This is a genomic window from Halomonas profundus (genome assembly GCF_020865425.1).
Lineage (GTDB): Bacteria > Pseudomonadota > Gammaproteobacteria > Pseudomonadales > Halomonadaceae > Vreelandella > Vreelandella titanicae.
In genome coordinates, this window is record NZ_CP086344.1 from 2,685,776 (window position 1) to 2,712,446 (window position 26,671).

Below are 26,671 nucleotides of genomic sequence, written 5' to 3' on the forward strand. Positions count from 1 at the left end.
AACCTCAGATGATAAGTGAACTTAGTTCCACTCATCCAGTTCAACGCGACGGTTCTGGAAGCGACCTTCTTCAGTCTCGTTAGAGGCGACCGGACGCTCTTCACCGTAACCTACCGCACGCATGCGGTTAGCTTCTACGCCACGGCTCGCCAAGTAGTTAGCAACAGATTGAGCACGCTCTTGTGACAAGTTTTTGTTGTACTCGTCAGAACCGCGTGAATCAGTGTGGCCTTCGATGCTTACGCGAACATCAGGGTTGCTGACCAAGCGCTCTGCAACACCGTTAAGCACGCTCTGAGCGTTAGAGGTTAACTGAGCAGAATCAAACTCGAAGTTAACATCTTCCAGAACTACGCTATCCGGGCAACCCAGGGCGTTCACTTCTACACCAGCAGGAGTGTTCGGGCACTGATCACGGTAATCGGGCACACCGTCGTTATCGGAGTCAAGCGGGCAACCGTTGGCATTAACTTCAACGCCAGCGGGAGTGCCTGGGCACTGATCGCGGTAGTCCGGCACGCCATCACCGTCAGAATCTAACGGGCATCCCTCGGCGTCAACTGCAACACCAGCAGGCACTTCGCCATAGCTCGGGCACTGAGGTGCAACCGGCTCAGGCGTACGATCAGCACATAGCAGACCGCCGATAGCAGCACCAGCTGCGGCACCAGTAGCAGCACCGCTCTCTTCATCAGAACTACTGCTGGTGGCGTAGCCAATGCTGCCACCGATAACGCCGCCTGCCAGACCACATACCGCAGGGTGCTGGTACCAGCTGCGGTCGCTGCTAGCGCTTGCTTGGCCGGAAGACTGTGAGGCCGAGCTGGCACAGCCAGATAGACCTACTACCAGTGCGGAACCGATGAGCAAGCCAGTCGTTGATTTTTTCATGCAAGACTCCTTCTTGATCCAATGCTGAAATGGCCATAAGTGACCAAATCTATCCAATGCTTCTTATTGCGAGAGCATCCATTTTTCGCCTGCTCCATATCGCTGTTGATAGTATCAAGCTCCCAGTACCAATAATCACGTACTAATTACTCAACACCCAGTCGATATAGAGCGATGTGCCTATCATTCACGCTTAAGCGCAGGAAGGCAACAATGCCAAGATATCAACTTCTTGCCAATACCGACATCCTTCAGCATAGCAAAATTGCCGCAATGGGCACTAAAAATTAGCTTGCTATGCTTTTGGGCGGTTTAAACCGCTCAAAACCTGTCATTAATGCAGCGCTTTTCTGCCTTGGGCACGCCATTTCAGCACTGCCCGAGCTGCCTCCAATACGGCATCGCGCATATCATTTTCTACCATCAGCCGCTCTTTGTCTTCCTGCATACGCTCTCGGGGGGACAACTGTTGACGAGCGGTATGGGTATTCAGGTGTTGAGTGCGGCTGTAGTGCTCGGCAAATGCCTTAAATTCAGTTCGTTCCGTTAAACTAGGATCAATGATTTCCAGTAACACCTTGCACCGCCAGGCGCCTTCGGTAATATCGACCTGCTCCTGAACCAGTGCGCTTGCTACATAATCGAGGTTTTCTAAGCTATTTTGTTGGGCGCGAGCGTCTTCATCGCGACGATAAGCTTCTCGACGACTCACCTCTTTGCGTAACGACCATGCGTAGAAACACAACCCTACAATGACTGCAATCGCCACGGCGAGTAATACCAGCGCTACCGTTGAGCTCATGAAACTCCTCATTCAGCGGATAAATTGCTTGACGAAAATTGTACACCCTTATACCACTATTCTGCCAATAGCATCTAGGCTTGCTTCTCTTCTGACTGCATAGCTGTCCAACTCTTTGTTTGGATCACCAAGCAAGCGCCGCAGCGTAGTGATCAAGTAATAGCGCCCCAAAAACACCTAATAAATAGCGAATTGAGAACCAGAATGCGCCGATAGGAGCAGCAGGATCCTGACCACGCCACACTCGCCAATTCCACACCATGAAGCGCGCATTCAGGCACAGCACGACCACTAGGTAGAGCGCGCCGCTCATGCCTATCATCACCGGCAGTAAGGTGGCTAACACCGTTAACCACCCATACAGCCAAATTTGCAGCCGCGTAAAAGGAATGCCGTGGGTAACGGGCAGCATGGGGATACCAGCCCGGGCATAATCATCGCGCTTGTGAATGGCCAGCGCCCAAAAATGGGGCGGCGTCCAGGCAAAAATAATCAGCATTAAAAGCAAAGGCTCGGGGGTAATTTGCCCAGTAATAGCGACCCACCCCAGCAGTGGCGGCGCAGCGCCAGCAACGCCTCCAATGACGATATTTTGTGGTGTCGCCCGCTTTAAAAAAGCGGTATAAATCAGCGCATAACCAATTAGGGAGGCAAAGGTTAGCGCAGCCGTTAAATGGTTAACCTGCCACACCAATAGCGCAACACCCGCGACTGAAAGCAAGCACGCCCAACCTAGAGCGATTGCCACGGGTAGACGTTTACTTGCCAAAGGACGACGAGACGTTCGTGTCATTACCGCGTCCAAGTGGCGGTCGATGACATGGTTAAAAGCCGCCGCACCGCAAGAGGCCAAGCCGATACCGGCTAGCCCAAGGACTACGTTCGTCAATGGTGGTAGGCCCGGGGTTGCTAACGCCATTCCTACGGCAGCACACACCAACATAACGGCAACAACTTTCATCTTGCACAGACCAAGGAGCTCTTTCCAGCCCCACACCATAGAAGGCACTGCCGTGGGTAGCGTCATTGTTATATTTCGCATGGCATGCTTCCCTTTTATTGAACGATAACGTTGTTATAAGGTGAATGAGTCGTCGTTGAGTAAACGCCAGCCTCATGATAGCGCCAACGCCACCAGGCCCAAACGAGCCCAACGGCCAACGCAATGGCGCCCGCTGTGTGCAGTAGCGCCAGCCAAAGCGGCAACCAAAGCACCACATTGGCCACCCCCAATGCAGCCTGCAGCATATACAAACCGACGACAATCGCTAGCGGCCTTACCACATTCTGCCACTGTCGATAACGCCACCAGAGCACTATTAGCCCGACACCAAGCAACAATGCCCCCAGGCGATGTACCACTTGAATCGCGGTACGTGCATCGGCATGTAAATGCCCATGTAGGTAATTGGGCCCCACGGTCTGGGTAAGATGGAAGCCCTCGCTGATATCCATCGCGGGCATCCACTGGCCATTACAAGTAGGAAAACCTTGGCAGGCAATACCGGCATAATTGCTGGACACCCACCCACCTAGAGCCAATTGCACTACCAGCAAACATGCCGCAATACCCCACCACGCATTCACTCGCCGAGGCTCACTTGTTGGCTTTGGCGCCACAGCGAGGCGTAAGCGAAGATGCAGCCAAAAGAGCAGCAGCAGCACACTCAACCCGCCCAGAAGGTGAAGGGTAACGACTTGAGGCCATAACTTGAGCGTAACGGTGAAGGCACCAAAGGCGCCCTGGAGCAAAATAACCACCAGCAGCATCAAGCTTAGGTGCCATGGGTAATCGCGACGATGACGCAACGGCCAGCCCAAGGCTACAACGCTAACGATCACCAATCCCAGCAGCGTCGCGATATAGCGATGTACCATTTCTACCCACGCTTTAAAGGGCTCCAACGGGACATCGGGATGATGAAGCGTGGCAAGATCATTATCAGGAACTAATAGCTTGCCGTAGCAACCCGGCCAGTCAGGGCAGCCTAAACCAGCATCGACTAAACGCGTCCAGGCGCCTACCAGCATCACTACGGCAGTAAATAGAGTACCTACCAGCGTTAATCGCACTAACCAGCGCAAGCGGCGCTCAAATGAATCGTGCATGGCGTTTCCTTAACAGCAGAGGCTAGCGCACTTTATTGAGGATTCACTTTAAGTAGATGCTGGATATCCTCGAGCACATCCTCAGTGGCTACGTTGGCCTCAAAGGCCAGTGCTGGTCGCCCCATTGGATCAAGCAGCCAAGCCGAGTTGGCTTGACGCCACGGAGGTAAGTGCTGCCATTCGCTGGTCATTTCTCCTGGCAGCGATTCGGGATCCCCACCAATCCGTAAGCGAGTTAACCTCGGCGCTTCGCGCCCTAAAGCACGGTGTAAACGCCAAAACTCATCCTTACGCTGCTCACACTGCTGAGAGCAGTCAAAGGCCAAGACCCACTCCTCTTGGCTATTGACCGCAGCTATTGTTAAAGGCCACTCGTCAAGCATGGGCAATTCCAGCTCCACATTGCCGTGAGCAGTATGGCGATCGGGAATACCGATGCGTAACTCGACCATTCCCCAAGCAGCGACCATGGGCGCCGCAAAAACGACAAAAATAAGGATTAACTTGAGCCGCTGACGGCGAATATGTCTGGCGTCCTGCATACTTTTCACCTCTGTTTATTTTTATTAACTAAAGCTTTTTTATCAGCGCCATCGCGACGCAGTTTATATCCGCCAATAAACATCACCATCAAGGCCGCCAGTGCCAGCCCCCACCATTGAAAGGCATAGCCCATATGCCGACTGGGCGGCATCACATTGGCTTCCCACCATGGGATTAAGACCCCATCGCCTTCGCTGGCGTGCAACCAGCCTGGGTAACTAAACGCGCCTAGCGAAGCGTGCCAGGGTTCAAGGCTAAGCTGCTGCAGCCTTGCCCCTTCTCTATTTTCCCCATATAGCGGCCCGCCAGACTGTACCTCCTGCCACTCGCCAATCACTTCGACCGTACCGCTGGGTGTGGTTGTCTGCGGCGTTTCGCGACGCGGCCCGGTGGCTAAAAAGCCACGCTGTACCAGCCAAAGCTGCCCGAAACTATCACGCAGCGGGGTTAGTACGGCCACCCCCACTCTTCCGTCTACAACGCGATTATCCAAATAGAGCGTTTGCTCCGCCAAATACTGCCCACGCAACGTTACCTGGGCGCCTTGCGCTGGCTGCTCGGTAGGCTGCACTAAGGTAGGGGCTGCATCGCGAACGGCGATGGCCAACCGCTTGTCATCTGCCCGTTCCCACTGCCATAGTCCTAAACTAATACCTAACGCCACCAGCAAACTCCAAAACAGATACCAACTATAAAAACGCCATTGCCGAGAGGGATTCATCATGTGGTTACAACTACTCATTGCCGCCGTGTTTATTGCGATGGTTATCAGCTTGGCCGTAGGCGCCATTTTCCTGATTAGAGATAACGTCTCTTCCCGCCGCCTGCTACTCTCTCTCAAATGGAGAATTGGATTAGCCTGTCTGCTCATGGCCCTCATTATTTTCGGCTATTGGTCGGGCCAGTTAGGCTAATGCGGTTATAAGACGTAGACAAAAATAAACAGCCCAACCCACACCACATCAACAAAGTGCCAGTACCAGCAAGAGGCTTCAAAACCAAAATGGTTTTCGTCGCCAAAGTGGCCCTTGATAATGCGTACCAGCATGGTGGCTAAAATCAGCGTGCCGATAATCACGTGCACACCATGAAAGCCGGTCAAAATAAAGAATGTTGCCCCGAAAATTCCGGCTTCCAAGGTAATGCCATAATGGGCGTAGGCCTCGTAGTATTCGACACCCTGGATCATGATAAAGCAGCAACCCAATAGCACCGTTCCCGTTAGCCAGTTGCGGCAAGTCTTCCGGTCACCCACTTTTAAAGCTTCATGAGCAACGGTGAGCGTGATGCTGGAAGTTATCAAAATCAGCGTGTTGACGAGAGGCAGTTGCCACGGGCTAAAGACTTGTTCAGGGCCGGCAATGGATGAGTCCGGTGGATTCAACAACGGCCAAGTGGCGACAAAGTCAGGCCATAGTAATGCGGAAACACCTTTTGCCCCCTCTCCCCCTAACCATGGAATAGCAAACATGCGTACGTAAAACAGCGCGCCAAAAAAGGCGGCAAAAAACATTACTTCCGAAAAAATGAACCAGCCCATCCCCCAACGAAATGAGCGATCCATCTGCTCATCATAAAGCCCTCCCCGAGACTCACTAATGACGTCACGGAACCAGAGCCCCATCACCGCAAGAATGCCTACCACACCGATTAACACCAGCGGTAACCCGGTGTCATAAACGAGTTTAATGCCCGTGCCGACCATCATGGCGCCTAGGGCAACCGAGCCGAGAACAGGCCATCGGCTACTCGCCGGAACATAATAGCTACCACTGCTCATATCGCTTCTCCCGCCGCTTTATTGTTTTTAGGCGTGTTACTGAGATTGTTTATAGGGTCGTTTACAAGCTCGTTGTTAGCGCTGCTCTTAAGCGTATTATCCAATGCAGCATTTTGAATCACATGCTCTATCGGGTAGAGGGTATACACCAGTGTAATAGTATTAATATCGTCGGGCAGATCACGCGCTAGCTGGAATACCAGCGGTATGGTTAACCGCTCATTACCCTGCAACTGCTGCTCCTGAAAGCAGAAACAGCTGATTTTACGTAGATGCGTCGTGGCAGTAGAGGGAGACACACTGGGCACTGCTCTCCCCCAGCTTTCGCTACTGCTATTATTGGTGAAGGTAAAATCGACTTCCGCCATTTGCCCGGGGTGCACACTCATCTGGCGCATTTCAACGCTCATTTGCCACGGCAGGCCCGGGCTACCACGCGTGATAAATTGCACATTTATATAGCGCGACTCATCGACTTCTTCGTGCACGACGCTCTTCGCAGTGGCGTCCACCTTGCCGTTAATACCAGTAATGCTACAAAAAACGTCATAAAGCGGCACTAGTGCAAAGGCAAAGCCAAACATGCCTATCAATACGGCGATTGTTCTAATAACCGTGCGGCGCACACCTACCTTTGCCTGCTCTTGGCTATCCATAACACCTCTTAGGCCAGTGACCCATGTGCTTTATGTCATTGCTAGTGGGACGTACGATGAAACACTGGCGGCGTTTCAAACGTATGCAGTGGTGCTGGACTAGGCACCGTCCATTCTAAATCCTCGGCCCCCTCCCAGGCTTTTGCTGGCGCTTTTTTGCCACCGCGCACGCACAGTATGACGCCCAATACAAAGAGCAGTTGAGATGCGCCAAAGAAGAAGGCACCGATGCTTGAGAGTAAATTAAAGTCCGCAAACTGAAGGGCGTAGTCAGGGATCCGCCGCGGCATTCCCGCCAAGCCTGCGAAGTGCATGGGGAAGAAGGTTAGATTGACACCAATAATCGAGAACCAGAAGTGCCACTGGGCCAGCTTCTCATTGGGGTAATGCCCGGTCCATTTAGGCAGCCAGTAATAGACCCCCGCCATAATCGCAAAGATTGCCCCCGGGACTAGCACATAGTGAAAGTGGGCAACGACGAAGTAGGTATCGTGATACTGAAAATCCGCCGGTGCAATCGCCAGCATAAGCCCTGAAAAACCACCAATGGTAAACAGCACCACGAAAGCCAGAGCAAACAGCATCGGCGATTCAAAACTAATCGAGCCGCGAAACAGTGTGGTTACCCAGTTAAATACCTTCACGCCGGTTGGCACGGCGATCAGCATGGTGGAATACATAAAGAACAACTCTGCCACCAAAGGTAGACCCACTATAAACATATGGTGAGCCCAGACTAAAAATGACAGCAGTGCAATGGCCGCAGTGGCGTACACCATGGATGCGTAACCAAACAAAGGCTTACGCGCGAAGGTGGGGATAATCGCTGAGACAATACCAAAAGCTGGCAGAATCATAATGTATACTTCGGGATGCCCAAAGAACCAGAATAGATGCTGGAACAACACCGGATCCCCACCACCTGCCGCATCAAAGAAGCTGGTGCCAAAGTTGATATCCATCAACATCATCGTGATGACACCCGCTAGCACCGGCATTACCGCAATTAATAGGAAAGCGGTAATCAGCCATGTCCATACGAATAGCGGCATATCCATTAAACGCATACCCGGCGCACGCATATTTAAAATGGTCGCGATGATGTTGATGGCACCGAGAATAGAACTAATACCGGCAATATGTAGCGCAAGAATAAAGAAAGTTGTCGAAGGTGGAGCAAAATTCGTCGACAGCGGTGCATAAAACGTCCAACCAAAATTAGGGCCGCCGCCGGGCATTAGTAGCGTTGAAAGTAGCAGTGTGAATGAAACAGGAAGAAGCCAAAAACTGAAGTTATTCAACCGAGGTAACGCCATATCTGGCGCGCCAATCTGTAGCGGTATCATCCAGTTGGCTAAACCGGTAAAAGCAGGCATTACCGCACCAAACACCATGATCAAGCCATGCATGGTGGTCATCTGGTTGAAAAATTCAGGCTCGACCAGCTGCAGGCCGGGCTGGAAAAGTTCCGCCCTAACCACGAGGGCGAATATCCCCCCGATGAAAAACATCGTCAGCGAAAAAATCAAATAAAGGGAGCCAATCTCTTTATGATTGGTGGTCAGTAGCCAGCGAAAAATGCCTTTCGGCGGCGCAGCATGACCATGGGACTGCCCATCGGCGACGGCCGTGGTGCTATGTTGCAGCGGTGGCTGAGGAGGTAGTTTGGGCGCCATGTGTCTCTCCGAAATATTGTTGTCTAATTGAGTGGCAAACCAACATCACTGGGCAATTAACTCAGCTACTGCAGAGGGCTGCACGACATCACCCGTATCATTACCCCAGGCGTTACGCGTATAGGTGACCACAGCCGCTATCTCAACAGGGTTTAAGGTGCTACGGAAAGCAGGCATAGCAGCACCCGATACACCGTTGACGACCCTATCTAGATGCCAATCCACATCATTGATGAGCTGTTCGTTATTTGCCAACGCGGGAAAGGCGGGTGGAGAACCTTGGCCTTCGGCCTGATGACAAGAGGAGCAGATCGATTGATACACTGATTCGCCGCGCTCAACTAGCTCATCCATTGCCCATTCACGGTCAACCCCCATGGCTTCCTGCTCAGCAGCCTCTTTGCGCTCAGCTAGCCAGCCATCAAACTCCTCCTCCTCCACAGCGTGCACCACCACAGGCATAAAGCCGTGGTCGATACCGCACAGCTCAGCGCACTGCCCGCGGTAAATACCCGGCTCGTTGATCTTCACCCAATTCTCATTGATAAAGCCGGGAATCGTATCCTGCTTAACCGCTAAATCCGGCACCCACCAAGAGTGAATAACGTCATCTGAGGTCATTAGAAAGCGCACTTTACGATTTATCGGCAGCACCAGCGGCTCATCAACCTCTAATAGGTAGTGCTCTCCGCGAGTTTCTTCTCCGCTGATTTGCGTTCTCGGCGTACTCATATTGGAGGTGAATGCCACATCTTCCCCCAGGTATTCATAGCGCCAACGCCACTGCTGGCCGGTAATCATTACATCCAACTCGGCGTCTGATGAGTCATACATGTTTTTTAAAGTTGCGGTGGCGGGCACCGCCATACCTACCAGGATCAAGATAGGGATAGCTGTCCATAACACTTCCACACTAGTGTGCTCATGAAAGTGGGCGGCCTTTGCACCTTTGGAATGGCGATAGCGAAACAGGGAGTAGAACATTGCCCCAAATACCACCAATCCAATCACGACACATATCCAGAATATGGTCATGTGCAGGCCGTAAATATCGCTACTCACATCGGTAACGCCGACAGGCATGTTCCAACCGTTCGTTTGAGCCTGCGATCCACTTGCAGCAAGGGATACGGCCATTAGCCACCACCGTGAACGCATAGAGACCTCCAGTTTTATTGTTGTTATTTCTTATCGTTAGATTAGGGTAGGATGAAATTAGATATTAGCAGTATAGAAAATATGTGCGATTCGTCACGCTTTGCTTATTTAACGCTATCAACGCTTTTCAGCGGGCCGCAAACATGGCCAAAAAAACAAGCATCAAAACGAACAGTAGCGTGATCACCACCCCCGTAACGAGGTAGGCTGCGGGCCTGCCACTGCTAAAGTCCTCTTCCCGCTTTTGATTACTTTGAACGCCTAGTAGGGCTGCTAACACTGACTTGACTACAGACCACATACCACCTCCGGTTTTCTTTGGCTCTCGTATCAGTCTAAGGCTGAAGGGTTAGCCACTATTATCATAGACCTACATAAGCATTTACAGCCACGTAAATGACCACTTATAGTTTCTCAATGTGAGATACTCAGCCAATTCTCAGGATCAGCGCCACCCAATGGAGTGCCTTATGCTCAAGCGCCACCTCGCCTTACCCATCACACTGTTTTTGATCATTCCACTGCTGCTGGCAGGCTGCACGACTTACACTTGGCCGGATGGGTCTAAGGAAACCGTCATCGGCGTAGTGCCTGAAGAAGAGAATCAACGCTATGAGGAAGAACGCGTAGATGGCGTGCGCTATCGCATTCCCGATGAAATCCCGGAAAAGCGCAGCGAGTAATTATCGGAGTCGAAGCAGCGAAACCGGTCACGCCTTTCGCTTGGTATGCGCAGTGGCGGGTGCTGTCAGTGGGTCTTCAGGCCAGGGATGCTTTGGATAGCGACCGCGCATCTCTTTGCGTACTTCAGGATAACCCTTCTGCCAAAAGCTAACCAAGTCCTGGGTGACTTGCAACGGCCGACGCGCGGGAGAAAGCAGGTGAATCATTACGGCAACGGCACCATCGACAACGGTGGGCGTTACCCGCCAGCCAAAGGCCTCTTGCAGTTTCAACGCTAACACAGGCGGCCGCTGGGAGAGACACGGCAGGTAGTCTAAGCCAACCTGCTTGCCGCTAGGAACCTCAAGCGCTAATGGGACTAACTGCGCAAATTCACGTTGTGCTTCCCAGCTCAGTGAATTGAGCAAATAGCGCTCTAGCGGCAATTTCTCAATTTGGCTCAACCGTTTAATACCGATTAGGTAAGGGGCTAGCCAGCTCTCTAATGAGGCTAATAGCGTTGGCTCGGACCAGTCGGGCCACTCGTCCCCCTGGTACTTGCGAAGTAGCGCCATTCGCCCGCGCAACTGCTGTAAATTATCGCCAAATAACTGCTCGGGCCGCTGGCGTAGTGCATTCAATAGCGCCCCTTTCACCGCCTCCTCGGGTAAGTGTGCTAAAGGTCGTTTGGCAATGACGAGGCTGCCGTGTGCTTGTACCTCTTCACCGATTAAACGGCCCTGTTCTTGCGACCACGCCACTCGTGGCTGCCATTGGCGAATATCAGGATATAGCGAAAGCAGCGACTCAAGTGATAGCGGTTCGCCTGAGATGATCCGCGCCTGATCACCAGCCGCACTATTTAATGCGACAGCAACAACGTAGGCTTGATGCGCCAACGTATCGTTTAACGGCAGCGTAGCGGTTTTGCCATTGGCAAGCCGAAACTTACCCGGCTCAATTGACTGGCCAAGGCGCTCAGGGTACGCCAGCGCTAAGAGTGGCCCAAGCGGCACTAGCACGGCGTCATTAAGCGCCACTCCTGCTCGTTTAGCCAGCCTAAGTGCTTCACGCTGCCAACTGGGGAAGCGTTTAGGCTGACGCAGACGCAGTGCTAATGCATCGTGCAGGGATCGCTCGTTGCTGTCGCGCTCTTCAAGGAGCACCGCTACCCCACAGGCTAGAGACATAGCATTGAAGTCTGAAGCCCGCTCTAGCATCACGGCAATTCTCGGTTCAACTGGCCACTTGGCACAGCGGCTACCTAGAGGGGTAAGCCTGTGCTCGTGATCTAACACGCCTAATTGCTCGAGCAGCGATTGGCCACTGCGCCAGGCACCCTCCGGCGGCGATGTTACCCAGCTTAGCGCTTGGGGTGATGCGACGCCCCAGCACGCCAGTTCGAGCACTAGTGATGAGAGATCCGCTTGCTGAATTTCAGGCTCACCATAAGGCGCCAACGGCTGCTCCTGGGCCCAGAGCCGAAAACAACGGCCTTCCCGCTGACGCCCTGCACGCCCCCGACGCTGATCGGCACTGGCGCGATTGATCCGCCGGGTCGTTAAACGGGTTAGCCCGGTACGCGGCTGAAAAAGTGGCACCCGCTCCAGGCCACCGTCAATCACCACATTCACACCATCCACGGTAATGCTCGATTCGGTGATGGCGGTGGAGACGATAATGCGCTGTTTCGATGTATTCGCCGCCAAGGCTGCCTGCTGTTCAGCAATACTCATTCTGCCGTGCAGCGGCCGAATCGCCAGATGGGGCAGCTTTTTTTCCAGCGCCTGAACCAAGCGATTAATTTCGGCGACTCCGGGCAAGATTACCAGTATGCCTTGAGTACCAGGCAGTGATAGCGCTTCCTCAACCACCTGAAGTGCGTGGCTAATGCTCTCCTCACCACTCAGGGAAGGACGATAAGCCGTCGCCACAGGATACTGACGCCCATGGCACTCAATAACAGGTACTTGCTCGCCCAACACCCGCTTGAGCGCTTCGACATCCAAGGTTGCAGACATCACCAGTAGGCGCAAATCATCGCGAATACTGGTCTGCACATCCAGCGTTAGCGCCAATCCCACATCAGCTTCTAAACTGCGTTCATGGAACTCATCAAAAATGATCCCGGCAACGCCTTCTAACAGCGGGTCATCTTGCAGCATGCGAGTGAGTACGCCCTGGGTCACTACTTCCAAGCGGGTTTGCGCGCTCACACAGCTATCACCGCGCATGCGATACCCCACCGTTTGGCCAACGTCTTCACCCAATTGCCGGGCCATAAAGCTGGCTGCCAAACGCGCAGCTACACGACGAGGCTCAAGTAACAGTAGTTTTTGCCCTTTGACCCACTCTTCTTCAAGTAAACAGAGCGGCACGCGGGTGGTTTTACCCGCCCCCGGCTGGGCAATCAGCATCAGCCGATTATGGGTAGTCAAGATGGTTTTAAGCGGATCAAGATACTGATCAATAGGCAAAGCGCTCATGTGAAGGTCACTTTTCCACACTGTGAGCGTCTGCACTGCTTTTAGGTGCAGAATTATTGGGCGCGGGTGAAGTAACGCCGCAGCCTTTTAGAATAACGTGCTCAAGAAAGCTGGAGATGGATTCAAGGTCATCCTCGGTTAACGCATCGCGGCCTAGAATACCGCTGACCTGGGCACTATATTCAGTGTAGTGCTGGGTGGCAGACCAAATCAGGAAAATAAGCCAGCGCGGATCGACAGCATCCATTTTTCCCTGGGCTGACCACTGGCGAATGATCGCGGCACGAGAGGAGACCCAATCGCGTAACTCGCCGCCCAGATAATCACTTAAGAAGGGAGCACCGGCTAAAATTTCCGCCGCAAAAAGTTTTGAGCCTTCGGGATAGCGCTGCCCCAGCACCATTTTAGTGCGAATAAAGTCACTGAGTACCGTCGCGGGATCACTATCAGGAGTAATGTCTTCAAGCACTTCGTTCCAGCGGCGCATCATGCGGTTAAGCAGTCGCACATAAAGCGCTTGCTTACTGCCCATGTAGTACAAAATATTGGCTTTGGGGAGACCGACTCGATCAGCGATCATTTGCAAGCTCGCCCCGCGGTAGCCGTGCTGAGAGAACACCTCCTCAGCGGCCACCAGAATACTTGTTTCTATTCTTTCCCGGCTAGGGCTTTCATGAGTGGCAGAGACGGCGGTCATTAACAGTATTCCCCAATAGCGTGAGTGATTGTTAGCTTGAATGTTTAATTACACATGAATGCTTAGCTGGGTGAAAAGATAGACTGGGCTGCCCCAAAAGTTAGCATTTCACACCAGCTTGCCCCACTCCTGTGCAGTGAGCAAATACTTGCATGGTAGGGCGTTTTGTACCAAGCTCAACCTATATTGACCGATCGGTCAAAAACATTCCGGTCTATACAATAACAGTGGAGTTCGGCATGGCAACGATGACGTTCCTGCTCAATGGTACCCCTCAGCGGTGTAACGTTTCACCCGACGCCAGTATTTTAACGCTACTGCGCGAGCATTTGGCCCTAACGGGCACCAAAGAGGGCTGCGCTTCCGGTGACTGTGGCGCCTGCACCGTGGCGATTGGCGAGTCAACGGCTGGTAGCCAAAAGTTTACCAGCGCTAACGCCTGTATTACGCCCGCTCACCAGCTACAGGGCAGGCACTTGGTCACCGTTGAAGGGTTATCGGAAAAAGGTCGCCTACACCCAGCCCAGGAAGCGATGATCGAATGCCATGGCAGTCAGTGTGGTTTTTGTACGCCAGGTATCGTCATGTCACTTTTCACCTTGCATAGCGATCTTACTCAACGCCCTACTCCCCTTTTACAAGAACTATCACCTGAACACCTAGAAGCCGCTCTGGGCGGTAATTTGTGCCGCTGCACCGGCTATCGTCCTATCCGCGATGCGGCGCTGCGTATGAATGATACGCCCTATGAGCGCCCTCAGTGGTTCGACGCGACGTTGCCAGCGTCAGAAAGCGACACTCAGACCGCCGATTCGGCAGGAACTGCGCCATTTTTTGCTCAGCCAGCGTCTTTGGAAGAGCTAACGCAATTGCGTCGCGCAACTCCCCAGGCGCGCTTGGTGGCAGGCGGTACTGATCTTTGGTTGGAGATCACTCAGCGCTTGGCGCCGCTTGATCAGTTGATTGACGTTTCCCGGGTTGCCGAGCTATTGACGGTTGAAGAGGCTACCCATGGACATCAAACCGGCTGGTGGATAGGCGCCGGGGTTACCTATACCCAGCTCGAACCGCTATTTGAAAAGCACTTTCCTGCGTTTGCTCACCTGCTGCACCGGCTTGGCTCCCAGCAAATTCGTAATCGGGGAACGCTGGGTGGCAATATCGCCAATGCCTCACCTATTGGTGATACGCCACCCGTGCTACTTGCCTTGGGAGCTCAGGTGGAACTTGCCAGCACAAACGGCAAGCGTTGCTTAGCGCTGGAGGATTTCTTCCTCGATTACAAAAAGACCGCTTTAGCGGCTGATGAAGTCGTTTCGCGGATTTTCATTCCGCAGCCGGTTGAGGACAGTCAATTACGCGTTTGGAAGTTATCCAAGCGTCGCGAAGATGATATCTCTGCGCTACTCGGTGCCTTTAGCTACCGCATTGAACAAGGCACCTTGCACGATGTACGCATCGCTTTTGGGGGAATGGCCGCTATTCCCAAGCGCGCACAAGCTGCCGAAGCTGCGCTGGAAGGGTGCACCATCAGCGTGGAAGCTTTTCGCGCCGCTCAGCAGGCACTTGATGACGACTTCCAGCCCATGAGTGATGTGCGGGGCAGTCAGCATTATCGCCGGCAAGCTGCCAAGAACCTGCTTGAACGTCTCTATCTTTCTCTCTTAGCGCCCGACCACGAGGTGATGCTCCATGCGTACGCTCACTAAACTGGACGGCGATAGCAGCCGTGCTCGCCGTGAACTACACGACCACATCCAAGGCTCAGGGCCCTTGGCACGTCATACGGGGGACAGTAATGACCAGCGACAGGCGGGAAGCGCAAGTTTTCACGAAAGTGCTGAAAAGCACGTCACCGGCAAGGCCGCTTATATTGACGACTTGGTACTCCCCGCAGATGCCCTGCATGTGGCGCTTGGCCTATCGCCCGTCGCCCACGGCACCTTAACGCAGCTTGATCTCAGCAAGGTGAAAGAGGCGCCAGGGGTAGTCGATGTGATTACCTTTCATGAAGTGCCAGGGCATACCGATATCGGGCCGGTCTTTCCGGGCGATCCCATTTTTGTCGATCAAGCGATCAGCTACGCAGGCCAATGCCTCTTCGCCGTTGCCGCAACGTCGCTGCAGGCCGCACGTCGTGCCGTCAAGCTAGCCGCCATTAGCATAGACGAGCAACCTGCCAGTTTAGATCCGGTGGCCGCAACGGAGCGTGAGGAGTTTGTACGCCCGACTCATGTGCAGACCCGTGGTGATTGGCAGCAGGCGCTTGATCAAGCGGAACAGCTGATTGAGGGTGAGCTATTCGTCGGTGGCCAAGAGCACTTCTATCTGGAAGGCCAGGCCTGCGTGGTTCACCCCACCGAGGATGAGGGCGTTGTCGTCCATACCTCCAACCAGCACCCCAGCGAAACCCAGAAGCTGGTGGCGGAGGTGCTCGATATTCCTTTTCATGCCGTGACCGTAGAAGTGCGCCGTATGGGTGGTGGCTTTGGTGGCAAAGAGACTCAGGCCTCCCCCTGGGCGTGTATAGCCGCGATTATTGCCCACCGCACAGGCAAGACGGTGCGACTCCGCTTACCGCGCAGTGAAGATATGCGCGCCACGGGTAAACGCCACCCTTTCCATAACCGCTATCGACTCGCCATTGATGCTGAGGGCGTTATTCAGGGTGGTGAGATTACGGTGATCGGTGACTGCGGCTACTCGCCGGATCTTTCCGACGCTATCGTTGATCGCGCTATGTTCCACGCCGACAACGCCTACTCGCTGGGGGACGCCCAGGTAGTCGGTCATCGAGCAAAAACCCATACCGCCTCTAATACCGCATTCCGGGGCTTCGGTGGCCCCCAAGGGATGATGATTATCGAAGCGGCCATGGATGATATTGCCCGCCAGATTGGCGAAGATCCACTGACCGTACGTAAGCGCAACTTCTACCGCGATGGCCGCGAGGTGACCCATTACGGCCAGCAGGTCGACCAGCGACAACTCCTACATACGCTCGTTGAAACCCTCGAAAGCGACAGCGATTACTGGACACGGCGCAAAGCGGTCAGTGACTTCAACGCCACCAGCCCTATCATTAAAAAAGGACTGGCACTTACCCCGGTTAAATTTGGCATTTCGTTTACCGCCCAGCACCTTAATCAGGCGGGTGCTCTTCTGCATGTTTACACTGACGGCAGCGTGATGATCAATCACGGCGGTACCGAGATGGGCCAAGGGCTACATACTAAAATTTGTCAGGTAGTGGCTCGGGAGCTGGGCCTGGATCTGGAGAAGGTACGCATTACCGCTACGCGAACCGATAAAGTCCCCAATACCTCCCCTACCGCTGCCTCTAGCGGTGCTGACTTAAACGGTATGGCCGCGCGGGATGCCGCCAGTAAACTGCGAGAACGCCTGTTTGATTTTGCCGCCGAGCACTATTCAGAGGGCTTGGATCGCGAAGGGATGCGCCTGGAAGATGGCATGCTAGTGGCCGGGTTCGGCGAAAGCGAGCGCCGCATACCTTGGGGTGAGTTGGTGCAAACAGCCTACCTCAATCGCATATCACTATCTGAAAAAGGCTTCTACGCCACACCGCTTATTCACTATGATCGTTCAGTTGGTCAAGGTCGGCCCTTCTACTACTACGCATTTGGCGCGGCAGTGGCAGAAGTAAGCGTGGATACCTTGAGTGGGGAGTATCAGGTCGATCGTGTCGATATCTTGCACGACGTGGGAGACTCACTAAACCCAGCCATTGATATTGGTCAGGTGGAGGGCGGTTTCATTCAAGGAATGGGCTGGTTGACCAGTGAAGAGCTTAAGTGGAACGACAAAGGCGTGCTTGTCAGCGATGGCCCGGCGACCTATAAAATCCCTACCTTTGGCGACCTACCGCCCGTCTTCAATGTCGCGCTAATGGAAGGCCATCCCAATTCGATGGCCAGTCTCTACCGTTCAAAAGCAGTCGGTGAGCCCCCTTTAATGCTCGGCATCAGTGTGTGGTCAGCGCTGCGTGATGCGCTATCCAGCCTTACTGGTTACGCCATCTCTCCTCACTTAGATACACCGGCCACACCAGAGCGGGTCATGCTGGCAGCCAACGCTATCAGGAAGAAAGTGCTGTGAGTTCTAGTCAAAACCCAGAAAGCTGGCATGCGGCGTTACACCGCCTACAGCGCGACGGCATACCGCATGTATTAGCCACTCAGGTAACCAGCGCAGGCTCCACTCCCCGGGAGCCTGGCGCACGCATGGTGATCACCAACGATGCGATCTTCGATACACTAGGTGGCGGTACCTTTGAGTGGCAAACCATTACCGCTGCACGTGCTTGTTTGACAGAAAAACGCTATGGCCTCAGTTTGGAAGCCTTCTCTTTGGGCGGACGAAGCGGCCAGTGCTGTGGTGGGTTCGTTAATATCCTATTGGAAGCCTTTCCAGGCACTACAACGCACATAGCGATCTTTGGTGCAGGGCACGTAGGGCAGCAACTGGTAAAGCTAAGTGCGCCGCTTCCCTGGCAATTACACTGGTACGATAGCCGAAGCGATGCGTTTGCCGAGCAGTACCATCAGCAGCAGCCGCGACTTAGCTGTTATTCACTCCAAGATGCACAGCAAAGTGTTGCCGCCTTACCTGCTGATAGCCACGCACTGGTATTGACGCACAACCATGACGAAGACTATGCGCTGATCAAAGCGCTGATCGCGCGCGATGACATCGCGTCGATTGGGCTAATTGGTTCTGACAGCAAATGGGCAAGCTTTGAAGGACGCCTTAAGCGCGATGGTTACTCCGCCGATCAAATTGCGCAGGTGCGATGCCCTATCGGCCACATCCACGCCACTAAGCTGAGTAATAAAACGCCCTATGCGATTGCTTTAACGGTGGTGGCTGAACTGCTTTGGCTAACGGACACGCCCTCTTCGCAAGAAAACCGTGGCCTTGACCCCCAGGCAGTGCGAACGCTAATGACCGATTCTCCGACGACCCCGAGTTGATATGACTTCTTCTACCGATACGTTCATTCGTGCTGAATTGATTAGTTTTGCCCGTGACCCTGGCGATGGCAATACACCTGAACCGGGCAGCTTAGAGCATTACGGCGACGGACTGCTCTGGTTGAAAGGCCAGCATATTCATGCCGTCGGCCATTTCACCGAACTCTCACCTTTGCTACCCAAAGGGGCTGACGTTCTTGATTATCGTGACAAGCTGATTATGCCAGGGTTTATCGATACCCATGTGCACTATGTGCAGCTGGATATCATGGCTTCTTATGGCCGCCAACTGCTTGACTGGCTAAACGACTACACCTTTCCTGAAGAGTGTCGCTTTGCTAATCATGTCCATGCTGAAGCGCTGTCTAATGCTTTTTTGGATGAAATGCTACGTGCGGGCACTACTACTGCCCAGGTATTCGGCTCTAGCCACCCCGGCTCCGTAGATGCATTTTTCACCGCCTGCCAAAAACGCCAGCTGCGCATGCTGGTGGGTAAGGTATTGATGGATCGTAATGCGCCAGAGGCGCTGATGGACGGTGCATCTGGCATTGCTGACAGCGAGCGACTGATTGAAGACTGGCACGGCAATGACCGCCTGGGCTATAGCGTCACACCGCGTTTTGCGCCGACTTCAACTAAGACGCAAATGGACGCTGCCGGCGCTCTCTTACGTAATGATCCTAGCCTTTGGTTACAGACCCACTTGGCTGAAAACAGTGGCGAGTTAGACTGGGTAGCCGAACTTTTTCCTGGTAGCCGCGACTACTTGGCTGTGTATGAGGAGGCAGGCTTAGTCGGGCCCCGCAGCACCTTCGCTCATGGTATTCACCTCGATAACGGCATGCGCAAACGCTTGGCGGATCGAGGAGCCAATATTGCCTTTTGCCCCAGCTCCAATCTTTTTCTGGGTAGCGGGTTATTCGACCGCGAAGCAGCCAAACAGACGGGCATGGCATATACGTTTGCCAGCGATATCGGCGCAGGCACTGATTTATCAGGATTTGGAACGCTTAAAGCGGCCTATCAAGTGGGTCAACTAGGCGGACAGCCCCTTACCGCATGGCAGGGCTTTTATGGCTTAACCATGGGTAATGCCAAGGCTCTCTCGTTGGATAGCCACATCGGTCAGTTGGCGCCTACCCTTGAGGCTGACTTTGTGGTGATTGACACCCAGGCAACATCGCTACTCTCTCGACGAATCAATCACTGCACCACGCTTGGTGAGCGGCTGTTTGCACTCATGATGCTGGCGGACGACCGCGCTATTTATGAAACCTGGGCAGGCGGGCAGTGCCAGCATCGAAGGGATGTATAAAAGTGAGGCGTGAGGCGTGAGGCGTGAGGCGTGAGGCGTGAGGCGTGAGGTGGAACAGGATATTCGTTAGATACCCCTACACCAACGTTTTCTACTCACTATTCCCCTCACTCCTCACTATTTACCCCTCACGACCATGCAAAAAAAATCCCCCAAGGCATCAGCCCTGGGGGATTTTTCATAATAAGTGCCTGACGATGACCTACTCTCGCATGGGGAGACCCCACACTACCATCGGCGCTAAGCGGTTTCACTTCTGAGTTCGGCAAGGGATCAGGTGGTTCACGCGTGCTATGGTCGTCAGGCGTAACTGTTAATGTACATCATGCTGACGAGCAGGCTTTCTAGCGTTGCTTGCTCAATTGTGTGCGTCTCATCGCCTGTCGCCCTGGCGTTATGTCGCTGGGGCCACACGCTGCGTATCCGGTTTTCATTGACGTCATCATTACGACCAGACCCCTTGGGTGTTATAGGGTCAAGCCTCACGGGCCATTAGTACACGTTAGCTCAACGCCTTGCAGCGCTTCCACACCGTGCCTATCAACCAGCTGGTCTCGCTGGGCCCTTCAGGAGGCTCTAGGCCTCAGGGATGTCTCATCTTGAAGGGGGCTTCCCGCTTAGATGCTTTCAGCGGTTATCCCGTCCGACCATAGCTACCCGGCAATGCCACTGGCGTGACAACCGGAACACCAGAGGGTCGTCCACTCCGGTCCTCTCGTACTAGGAGCAGCCCTTCTCAAACATCCAACGCCCACGGCAGATAGGGACCGAACTGTCTCACGACGTTCTAAACCCAGCTCGCGTACCACTTTAAATGGCGAACAGCCATACCCTTGGGACCGACTTCAGCCCCAGGATGTGATGAGCCGACATCGAGGTGCCAAACACCGCCGTCGATGTGAACTCTTGGGCGGTATCAGCCTGTTATCCCCGGAGTACCTTTTATCCGTTGAGCGATGGCCCTTCCATACAGAACCACCGGATCACTAGAACCTGCTTTCGCACCTGCTCGACGTGTCTGTCTCGCAGTCAAGCACCCTTATGCTCTTGCACTCAATGCACGATGTCCGACCGTGCTGAGGGTACCTTCGTGCTCCTCCGTTACTCTTTAGGAGGAGACCGCCCCAGTCAAACTACCCACCACACACTGTCCTCGATCCGGATAACGGACCTGAGTGAGAACGCCAATGATGCCAGGCTGGTATTTCAAGGTTGGCTCCCTTCGAACTGGCGTCCAAAGTTCAAAGCCTCCCAGCTATCCTACACAGGCAACATCAGCGTCCAGTGTGAAGCTATAGTAAAGGTTCACGGGGTCTTTCCGTCTAGCCGCGGGTACACCGCATCTTCACGGCGATTTCAATTTCACTGAGTCTCGGGTGGAGACAGCGTGGCCATCATTACGCCATTCGTGCAGGTCGGAACTTACCCGACAAGGAATTTCGCTACCTTAGGACCGTTATAGTTACGGCCGCCGTTTACCGGGGCTTCAATCAAGAGCTTCGCCTTGCGGCTAACACCATCATTTAACCTTCCGGCACCGGGCAGGCGTCACACCCTATACGTCCGCTTGCGCGTTAGCAGAGTGCTGTGTTTTTAATAAACAGTTGCAGCCACCTGGTATCTTCGACCGGTTCGGGCTAGGAGAGCAAGTCTCTTCACCCTATGCCGGCGTGCCTTCTCCCGAAGTTACGGCACCATTTTGCCTAGTTCCTTCACCCGAGTTCTCTCAAGCGCCTTGGGATTCTCACCCTGACCACCTGTGTCGGTTTGGGGTACGGTCGCACATGATCTGAAGCTTAGAGGCTTTTCCTGGAAGCGTGGCATCAGTGACTTCCTGACCGTGGTCAGTTCGTCTCGTGTCTCGGCTTTAAGACCCCGGATTTACCTAAGGTCTCGGCCTACTCACTTTCACCAGGACTACCAACGCCTGGCTCACCTAGCCTTCTTCGTCCCCCCATCGCAACCATGTCCGGTACGGGAATATTGACCCGTTTCCCATCGACTACGCCTTTCGGCCTCGCCTTAGGGGCCGACTCACTCTGCTCCGATTAGCGTCGAACAGAAACCCTTGGTCTTCCGGCGAGGGCGTTTTTCACGCCCTTTATCGTTACTCATGTCAGCATTCGCACTCGTGATACCTCCAGCGAACTTCTCAATTCACCTTCATTGGCTTACACGACGCTCCTCTACCGCTCATCCTAATGGATGAACCCGTAGCTTCGGTACCTGGTTTAGCCCCGTTACATCTTCCGCGCAGGCCGACTCGACTAGTGAGCTATTACGCTTTCTTTAAAGGATGGCTGCTTCTAAGCCAACCTCCTAGCTGTCTGAGCCTTCCCACATCGTTTCCCACTTAACCAGGATTTCGGGACCTTAGCTGACGGTCTGGGTTGTTTCCCTTTTCACGACGGACGTTAGCACCCGCCGTGTGTCTCCCACGCGCTACTCACCGGTATTCGGAGTTTGCCTCGGGTTGGTAAGTCGGGATGACCCCCTAGCCGAAACAGTGCTCTACCCCCGGCGGTACTACGTGAGGCGCTACCTAAATAGCTTTCGAGGAGAACCAGCTATCTCCGAGCTTGATTAGCCTTTCACTCCGATCCACAAGTCATCCAAATCTTTTTCAACAGATCCTGGTTCGGGCCTCCAATTGATGTTACTCAATCTTCACCCTGCTCATGGATAGATCGCTCGGTTTCGGGTCTATATCCAGCGACTGTGTCGCCCAGTTAAGACTCGGTTTCCCTACGGCTCCCCTATACGGTTAACCTCGCCACTGAATATAAGTCGCTGACCCATTATACAAAAGGTACGCCGTCACCCAACAAGTGGGCTCCGACTGCTTGTACGCACACGGTTTCAGGATCTATTTCACTCCCCTCTCCGGGGTTCTTTTCGCCTTTCCCTCACGGTACTGGTTCACTATCGGTCAGCCAGGAGTATTTAGCCTTGGAGGATGGTCCCCCCGTCTTCAGTCAAGGTTTCTCGTGCCCCGACCTACTCGATTTCACATGATCAGATTTTCGACTACGGGGCTATCACCCGCTACGGCCACGCTTCCCAGCGTGTTCGCCTAATCAGTCTCATGCTTAAGGGCTGGTCCCCGTTCGCTCGCCGCTACTAGGGGAATCTCGGTTGATTTCTTTTCCTCAGGGTACTTAGATGTTTCAGTTCCCCTGGTTCGCCTCGTACACCTATGTATTCAGTGCACGATACTCATCTTGTGATGAGTGGGTTTCCCCATTCAGAAATGCCCGGGTCACAGGTTGTTGCCACCTCACCGAGCCTTATCGCAGGCTACCACGTCTTTCATCGCCTCTGGCTGCCTAGGCATCCACCGTGTGCGCTTCATTGCTTGACCCTATAACCCGAAGGAGTCTGGTATCTCGCAATGATCACGTTTCATTTTGCCGGATACGCTTGAGACGTATCACAATTTAAGAAGCACTTCTTGCGAAGTGTTCTTGTCAGCATGATATACATTGTTAAAGAGCAGCTGTTCAATGAACAGTGATAAGGCGGCGTGCGATAACTAAAACAACAGCGACAACACAGCGACTTATCAATGGTCACGAAACATTCACAAACGGTATTGAAGATTAAACAGGGTAGTAACGTAATGGTGGAGCCAAGCGGGATCGAACCGCTGACCTCCTGCGTGCAAGGCAGGCGCTCTCCCAGCTGAGCTATGGCCCCATTAATACATAACTTTTCCGGGTAATTTTATTCAGAACAAGGCATTTTATGGCGAAGCATAGCCTGCTATGCGAGTCATAAAATAACGCAGTGCTGGATAAAATTTGGTGGGTCTGGGCAGACTTGAACTGCCGACCTCACCCTTATCAGGGGTGCGCTCTAACCAACTGAGCTACAGACCCGGCTATTCAGTCGTTACAAGTTTTGATGCCTTTGTAACAACTAAACTAACTACCGTTTGCTCTATTGCTTGATCAGGTAATTCATTGTGGACGCTTACCGACTGTGACGCATCGTTTAAGGAGGTGATCCAGCCGCAGGTTCCCCTACGGCTACCTTGTTACGACTTCACCCCAGTCATGAACCACACCGTGGTGATCGCCCTCTTGCGTTAGGCTAACCACTTCTGGTGCAGTCCACTCCCATGGTGTGACGGGCGGTGTGTACAAGGCCCGGGAACGTATTCACCGTGACATTCTGATTCACGATTACTAGCGATTCCGACTTCACGGAGTCGAGTTGCAGACTCCGATCCGGACTGAGACCGGCTTTAAGGGATTCGCTGACTCTCGCGAGCTCGCAGCCCTTTGTACCGGCCATTGTAGCACGTGTGTAGCCCTACCCGTAAGGGCCATGATGACTTGACGTCGTCCCCACCTTCCTCCGGTTTGTCACCGGCAGTCTCCTTAGAGTTCCCGACATTACTCGCTGGCAAATAAGGACAAGGGTTGCGCTCGTTACGGGACTTAACCCAACATTTCACAACACGAGCTGACGACAGCCATGCAGCACCTGTCTTACAGTTCCCGAAGGCACACCAGAATCTCTTCCGGCTTCTGTAGATGTCAAGGGTAGGTAAGGTTCTTCGCGTTGCATCGAATTAAACCACATGCTCCACCGCTTGTGCGGGCCCCCGTCAATTCATTTGAGTTTTAACCTTGCGGCCGTACTCCCCAGGCGGTCGACTTATCGCGTTAACTTCGCCACAAAGTGCTCTAGGCACCCAACGGCTGGTCGACATCGTTTACGGCGTGGACTACCAGGGTATCTAATCCTGTTTGCTACCCACGCTTTCGCACCTCAGTGTCAGTGTCAGTCCAGAAGGCCGCCTTCGCCACTGGTATTCCTCCCGATCTCTACGCATTTCACCGCTACACCGGGAATTCTACCTTCCTCTCCTGCACTCTAGCCTGACAGTTCCGGATGCCGTTCCCAGGTTGAGCCCGGGGCTTTCACAACCGGCTTATCAAGCCACCTACGCGCGCTTTACGCCCAGTAATTCCGATTAACGCTTGCACCCTCCGTATTACCGCGGCTGCTGGCACGGAGTTAGCCGGTGCTTCTTCTGCGAGTGATGTCTTTCCTACCGGGTATTAACCGATAGGCGTTCTTCCTCGCTGAAAGTGCTTTACAACCCGAGGGCCTTCTTCACACACGCGGCATGGCTGGATCAGGGTTGCCCCCATTGTCCAATATTCCCCACTGCTGCCTCCCGTAGGAGTTCGGGCCGTGTCTCAGTCCCGATGTGGCTGATCATCCTCTCAGACCAGCTACGGATCGTTGCCTTGGTGAGCCATTACCTCACCAACTAGCTAATCCGACATAGGCTCATCCAATAGCGGGAGCCGAAGCCCCCTTTCTCCCGTAGGACGTATGCGGTATTAGCCTGGGTTTCCCCAGGTTATCCCCCACTATCGGGCAGATTCCTATGCATTACTCACCCGTCCGCCGCTCGTCAGCATCTAGCAAGCTAGACCTGTTACCGCTCGACTTGCATGTGTTAGGCCTGCCGCCAGCGTTCAATCTGAGCCATGATCAAACTCTTCAGTTTAAGATCTATGCGGTTCTTACCCGCCACTCGAAAGTGACAGAAGCGAACCAAACTTGGCTCAAGGTTCAAACGAATTCATTCAAAACAGATATCAAAGGACGAATCCTTTAAAACCTTAATTGCTTGAGTCGCTTGCCTTGATATTTGGTGATTTGTCACCAACGTCAGCAAGCGCCCACATGAATTACCTGATCAAATTGTTAAAGAGCTAGTCGATGAGGCCGTGCCCCGTTGACGTGTGCGTATACTACCCGATTCACCGCCAGGGTCAACAGCGATTTGAATATTTATGAGTAAAAACCTAGCACTGCATCTGATTAAAACAGCGCCTAGTCTGTGTGACTAGGCGCTGTAATGCTATACCCCAGCTAAACGAGCGAGAAGTTCTTCGCGTCGGCCTGGGCTAGTAAAGGCTTCCTCAATGGCGTTGCGGGTTATCTGACGAAAAACCGCCTCATCCCAGTCAAACGCATCGGCGCAAGCAATGTGATTGGTCAACATACCGCCACCAAAATAGGCGGGGTCATCCGAACTAATGGTTACTTTGAGCCCTTCAGCCAAAAGCTTGGGCAGCGGATGATCACGCAAATCCTCTACTACCTTTAAGCTGACGTTTGAAAGTGGGCAAACCGTTAGAACAATCTGTTCACTGCGCAAACGCTCAACTAGCACATCACTTTCTAAACAGCGCACCCCGTGATCAATGCGCTGAACATCAAGGATATCCAGGGCTTCTTTAATATAGTCTGCGGGGCCTTCCTCCCCGGCATGGGCCACGCGCACAAGCCCAAGCTGCTTAGCGCGCTTAAACACCTCAACAAATTTTACCGGTGGGTTGTTTTGTTCAGCGCTATCCAGACCGATGGCATCTAGCATTTTCCAATAGGGAGCGGCTTGCTCAAGTACATGCAACGCCTCCTCTGCGGGACGGTCGCGGAGAAAAGCCATAATCATGCCGATAGAGAGGTCGAGGTTATCCTCTGCCTCCTGCTTAGCTTTTAATAGCCCAGCCATTACCACTTCAAGCGGCACACCACGCTGTAGGTGCGCCTGGGGGTCAAAGTGCATGTCGATATGCACAACACCCTCCTCCCGCGCGCGCTTGAAATAATCCATCGCCAGGTCGTAAAAATCTTCCTCGTTACGCAGCACGCTCATGCCCTGAAAATAGAGATTCAGGAACCCCTGCAGATCATTGAAGTGGTAAGCATCTTTGGCTTCTTGAACTGTCGTATAGGGCAGCTCAATCCCATTACGCTGTGCTAGTGCAAACATTAGCTCTGGTTCCAGCGAGCCTTCGATATGCAAATGGAGCTCTACTTTAGGAAGATTGCGTAAAAATTCGTGCATGGAGGGCTCCTGGCTATCTCTTAT

20 protein-coding genes, 2 tRNA genes and 3 rRNA genes are annotated in these 26,671 nt (G+C 53.3%); 6 read left to right on the forward strand and 19 right to left on the reverse strand.

Annotated elements, in window-relative coordinates:
- Positions 1 to 21 precede the first annotated feature (21 nt).
- The 6 genes from LMS44_RS12150 to LMS44_RS12175 form a co-directional block, all read right to left on the reverse strand.
- Positions 22 to 891 carry an OmpA family protein gene (locus LMS44_RS12150; RefSeq protein WP_022523297.1) on the reverse strand — a complete coding sequence of 290 codons (870 nt, stop codon included), beginning with the start codon at positions 889 to 891 and terminating at the stop codon, positions 22 to 24.
- 334 nt (positions 892 to 1,225) lie between these two features.
- Positions 1,226 to 1,693, reverse strand: coding sequence for a DUF2489 domain-containing protein (locus LMS44_RS12155; RefSeq protein WP_022523296.1), 468 nt, complete (start codon positions 1,691 to 1,693; stop codon positions 1,226 to 1,228).
- Positions 1,694 to 1,817: 124 nt separating this feature from the next.
- A complete protein-coding gene (cyoE, locus tag LMS44_RS12160) occupies positions 1,818 to 2,735 on the reverse strand; it encodes a heme o synthase (protein WP_022523295.1) in 918 nt (305 codons plus the stop codon).
- Positions 2,736 to 2,749: 14 nt separating this feature from the next.
- Entirely contained in the window at positions 2,750 to 3,802 is a 1,053-nt protein-coding gene (locus tag LMS44_RS12165) for a COX15/CtaA family protein (protein WP_476488222.1), read from the reverse strand.
- A 32-nt stretch (positions 3,803 to 3,834) separates the two neighbouring features.
- A complete protein-coding gene (locus LMS44_RS12170; protein WP_027959588.1) occupies positions 3,835 to 4,344 on the reverse strand; it encodes a redox-active disulfide-containing membrane protein in 510 nt (169 codons plus the stop codon).
- A gap of 5 nt (positions 4,345 to 4,349) precedes the next feature.
- A complete protein-coding gene (locus LMS44_RS12175) occupies positions 4,350 to 5,069 on the reverse strand; it encodes an SURF1 family protein (RefSeq protein WP_041159466.1) in 720 nt (239 codons plus the stop codon).
- Here LMS44_RS12175 and LMS44_RS12180 point away from each other — a divergent pair.
- Complete coding sequence (locus LMS44_RS12180) at positions 5,068 to 5,259, forward strand: DUF2909 family protein (protein WP_022523292.1); 192 nt, start codon at positions 5,068 to 5,070, stop codon at positions 5,257 to 5,259. The two genes, LMS44_RS12175 and LMS44_RS12180, sit on opposite strands and share 2 nt — an antisense overlap.
- Positions 5,260 to 5,264: 5 nt before the next feature.
- Here LMS44_RS12180 and LMS44_RS12185 read toward each other — a convergent pair whose 3' ends face one another.
- The 5 genes from LMS44_RS12185 to LMS44_RS12205 all read right to left on the reverse strand — a co-directional run bounded on the left by LMS44_RS12185 (position 5,265) and on the right by LMS44_RS12205 (position 9,916).
- The gene (locus LMS44_RS12185) at positions 5,265 to 6,125 is read right to left on the reverse strand and encodes a cytochrome c oxidase subunit 3 (RefSeq protein WP_022523291.1); all 861 of its coding nucleotides are present in this window, start codon (positions 6,123 to 6,125) and stop codon (positions 5,265 to 5,267) included.
- Complete coding sequence (locus LMS44_RS12190) at positions 6,122 to 6,781, reverse strand: cytochrome c oxidase assembly protein (protein WP_022523290.1); 660 nt, start codon at positions 6,779 to 6,781, stop codon at positions 6,122 to 6,124. The genes LMS44_RS12185 and LMS44_RS12190 overlap by 4 nt, the downstream gene beginning before the upstream one ends.
- Before the next feature lie 41 nt (positions 6,782 to 6,822).
- A complete protein-coding gene (gene ctaD / locus LMS44_RS12195) occupies positions 6,823 to 8,457 on the reverse strand; it encodes a cytochrome c oxidase subunit I (RefSeq protein ID WP_009287788.1) in 1,635 nt (544 codons plus the stop codon).
- Positions 8,458 to 8,502: 45 nt separating this feature from the next.
- Positions 8,503 to 9,615: a cytochrome c oxidase subunit II gene (gene coxB, locus LMS44_RS12200; protein WP_009287787.1), complete on the reverse strand. Its 1,113-nt coding sequence runs from the start codon at positions 9,613 to 9,615 to the stop codon at positions 8,503 to 8,505.
- Positions 9,616 to 9,742: 127 nt separating this feature from the next.
- A complete protein-coding gene (locus LMS44_RS12205; RefSeq protein WP_081742603.1) occupies positions 9,743 to 9,916 on the reverse strand; it encodes a DUF2970 domain-containing protein in 174 nt (57 codons plus the stop codon).
- A 169-nt stretch (positions 9,917 to 10,085) separates the two neighbouring features.
- On the opposite strand from LMS44_RS12205, the gene LMS44_RS12210 reads away from it, so the two are divergent.
- Positions 10,086 to 10,298, forward strand: coding sequence for a hypothetical protein (locus tag LMS44_RS12210; RefSeq protein ID WP_022523287.1), 213 nt, complete (start codon positions 10,086 to 10,088; stop codon positions 10,296 to 10,298).
- Between the two features lie 27 nt (positions 10,299 to 10,325).
- Here the strand turns inward: LMS44_RS12210 and hrpB are convergent, their stop codons facing one another.
- Together hrpB and LMS44_RS12220 are read right to left on the reverse strand one after the other, a co-directional pair.
- Positions 10,326 to 12,764: an ATP-dependent RNA helicase gene (gene hrpB / locus LMS44_RS12215; protein ID WP_498945259.1), complete on the reverse strand. Its 2,439-nt coding sequence runs from the start codon at positions 12,762 to 12,764 to the stop codon at positions 10,326 to 10,328.
- Positions 12,765 to 12,771: 7 nt separating this feature from the next.
- Positions 12,772 to 13,461 carry a TetR family transcriptional regulator C-terminal domain-containing protein gene (locus tag LMS44_RS12220; protein WP_022523285.1) on the reverse strand — a complete coding sequence of 230 codons (690 nt, stop codon included), beginning with the start codon at positions 13,459 to 13,461 and terminating at the stop codon, positions 12,772 to 12,774.
- A gap of 239 nt (positions 13,462 to 13,700) precedes the next feature.
- On the opposite strand from LMS44_RS12220, the gene xdhA reads away from it, so the two are divergent.
- From xdhA to guaD, 4 genes are read left to right on the forward strand one after another with little or no spacing between them, the layout of a single operon-like run.
- Positions 13,701 to 15,170 (forward strand): xanthine dehydrogenase small subunit, encoded by a 1,470-nt coding sequence (gene xdhA / locus LMS44_RS12225; protein WP_159176839.1) that lies wholly within the window; start codon positions 13,701 to 13,703, stop codon positions 15,168 to 15,170.
- Entirely contained in the window at positions 15,154 to 17,577 is a 2,424-nt protein-coding gene (gene xdhB, locus LMS44_RS12230; RefSeq protein WP_414123373.1) for a xanthine dehydrogenase molybdopterin binding subunit, read from the forward strand. The genes xdhA and xdhB overlap by 17 nt, the downstream gene beginning before the upstream one ends.
- The gene (gene xdhC, locus LMS44_RS12235) at positions 17,574 to 18,452 is read left to right on the forward strand and encodes a xanthine dehydrogenase accessory protein XdhC (RefSeq protein WP_027959592.1); all 879 of its coding nucleotides are present in this window, start codon (positions 17,574 to 17,576) and stop codon (positions 18,450 to 18,452) included. The genes xdhB and xdhC overlap by 4 nt, the downstream gene beginning before the upstream one ends.
- A 1-nt stretch (position 18,453) precedes the next feature.
- Positions 18,454 to 19,770, forward strand: a complete 1,317-nt coding sequence (gene guaD / locus LMS44_RS12240; protein WP_027959593.1) for a guanine deaminase — start codon at positions 18,454 to 18,456, stop codon at positions 19,768 to 19,770.
- 189 nt (positions 19,771 to 19,959) lie between these two features.
- Here guaD and rrf read toward each other — a convergent pair.
- The 6 genes from rrf to LMS44_RS12270 all read right to left on the reverse strand — a co-directional run bounded on the left by rrf (position 19,960) and on the right by LMS44_RS12270 (position 26,647).
- A 5S ribosomal RNA gene (gene rrf, locus LMS44_RS12245) occupies positions 19,960 to 20,075 on the reverse strand.
- 166 nt (positions 20,076 to 20,241) lie between these two features.
- Positions 20,242 to 23,131, reverse strand: a 23S ribosomal RNA gene (locus tag LMS44_RS12250).
- A 259-nt stretch (positions 23,132 to 23,390) separates the two neighbouring features.
- Positions 23,391 to 23,466: transfer RNA gene (locus LMS44_RS12255), tRNA-Ala, on the reverse strand.
- A gap of 105 nt (positions 23,467 to 23,571) precedes the next feature.
- A tRNA-Ile gene (locus tag LMS44_RS12260) sits at positions 23,572 to 23,648 on the reverse strand.
- A 116-nt stretch (positions 23,649 to 23,764) separates the two neighbouring features.
- Positions 23,765 to 25,297: ribosomal RNA gene (locus LMS44_RS12265) — 16S ribosomal RNA — on the reverse strand.
- The 16S, 23S and 5S rRNA genes sit together here with 2 tRNA genes alongside, the layout of an rRNA operon.
- 357 nt (positions 25,298 to 25,654) lie before the next feature.
- Positions 25,655 to 26,647 (reverse strand): adenosine deaminase, encoded by a 993-nt coding sequence (locus LMS44_RS12270; RefSeq protein WP_027957439.1) that lies wholly within the window; start codon positions 26,645 to 26,647, stop codon positions 25,655 to 25,657.
- Positions 26,648 to 26,671 lie beyond the last annotated feature (24 nt).